The sequence below is a fragment of the Methylomonas sp. BG-2 genome (genome assembly GCF_057766305.1).
Window position 1 is genome coordinate 1 of record NZ_JBYMAP010000414.1, and the last position, 1,965, is coordinate 1,965.

A 1,965-nucleotide genomic window follows, 5' to 3' on the forward strand; every position below is an offset into this window, starting at 1 on the left:
GCGAGGTTAGCGTGTCCCCACAGGTGTAATTAGCAACCCAACGACAATGAAACCACTGCATCGCCCCTGGCAAATGAAAGATGCTGTGCGGGAGGCGGCGGAATGAGGTCGATCAACTTTTTACAGACTTGATCCTTACACCTAACGTAACTCGTCGGACTCTCGCACCCTGGCATAAATCGTCTTACGTCTTACTTCCCATCGCTGTTAAAGCCCCTCCACTAGCTTTCCTTCACTCTACCACTTCGCGACGGTAAATCAATTCCGCAGCCAATAGCGATCGACCAATTCCCGCGTCGAACGAATATTTCCTTTACTGGAAGCGCCAAACACAATCGATTCTATATTCGGCTGGGCACAGACCCATTCGATGGCCTCGTTGGCTGGTATGGCGCCGGAGGCGAATACCGACATTGCGATGGCGCGGAATTTCTTTTCTTTTAGGGCGGCTTCATAGGCTTCGAAGCCGCCGGACATCCTGAATCCCACTTTATTGATATTCGCGCAAACGATGGGATTGTCTATGCCCAATTCTTCCAACACATCCAACAATCGGGGCATATTCATCGTAATAAAGCCGGGCTCTGCCCCGTATCTTGCCTTAACATGATTGGCAAAAATACGGAAAGCCTCGTTAAAGCCCAGACCCAGTAAAAAGTCTACAACGACGTTTTGTAAGAAAATCACCGGTGTTTGCAAGCCGGCGAACATTTTCATTTCGGCGTCTATCAGTAAGGTCGTGATGCCTTCGATGTCTTTTTTAGCCAAGGACATGCCGCCACGCATCGCGGAATCCAAAAAGCCTTCTTCCGGCAAGAAGTGCTTGATTGCCCCCAACAAACCATGATCGGTCATCGCATTGGCATATTTATGCGCATAGGGCATGCATGGATAAAATTTGTAATCAGCGTAGCGCGTCGGATTAGCGCGCATGTGGTCGCAAACCAAGGCAATGCGTTCATGCGTCGTACACATAAAGGTTTTGATACCTTCGTCGTAGGCATTGTCCAAAACCTCGATCACGGCCCCGATGTCCTGAAAACGCATGGCCTGAGCACGCGCTTTTTCTTCCGACATATGATTGACGCCAAAAAATTGATTGTCGCCAAAAAGTAATTGGTCCATCTAATGTACTCCAGCCCCTTCGTGGGGTAACTGTTAAAAACGGGAAATATTCGGCAAAGGTTAATAACGGGCAAATCCCTTGGCGTTACCTTTCTCTCGCGCTACGGAGCGGTATAGCGAGGAAAACAAACGCACAGTTCGATACCCCCTTCCCTGCTCCAATACCATTTGGTTAAGCCGCTCATGGTTCGACTGGCTCACCACGAACGGTTCGACTGGCTCACCACGAACGGTTCGACTGGCTCACCACGAACGGTTCGACTGACTCACCACGAACGGTTCGACTGACTCACCACGAATGGTTCGGCTGACTCACCACGAACGGTTCGACTGGCTCACCACGAATGGTTCGACTGACTCACCACGAACGATTCGACTGGCTCACCACGAATGGTTCGACTCGCTCACCATGAACGGTTCGACAGCTCAGCACGAACGGTTCGGCTGGCTCACCAGGAGCGGCTAAGTTAACGCAACAGCCCTGATCGCGGCTGAAGTCGCTCCTGCAACGTCGCACTGAGTTTTCGTGGGCGACAAACGCAAGATCGATCGTTAATTGCTCAAAAACGAAAACAACCCGCCCTTTTTAGGGGCGGCAACCGGCAAGGCTTCGTCGTTTTTCACCGACGGTCCTTTTTCCGCATCCGCTATCATCATGGCGATCACCTTGTCGGTTTCCGCCGCGCTGGCAAACGAATTCACATTTTCGGGACGTTTTTCGGCGATGCATTTGACGAAATAATCCAACTGCGCCGAATATTCCTCGCCACGCACGTAAAACCAGACTTCTTCGGTCAATGCCGTCGTGTTATTCACGTTCCAGCCTTGCTGATAGCCTTC

1 protein-coding gene and 1 pseudogene are annotated in these 1,965 nt (G+C 51.0%); both read right to left on the reverse strand.

The genetic code is table 11. The features are described 5' to 3' along the window. Window positions 1–258: 258 nt before the first annotated feature. Window positions 259–1,125, reverse strand: a complete 867-nt coding sequence (locus tag AC3B8H_RS20775; protein WP_168030056.1) for a hypothetical protein — start codon at window positions 1,123–1,125, stop codon at window positions 259–261. A gap of 552 nt (window positions 1,126–1,677) precedes the next feature. After that, a pseudogene (locus AC3B8H_RS20780) lies at window positions 1,678–1,965 on the reverse strand (hypothetical protein); the annotation flags it as partial.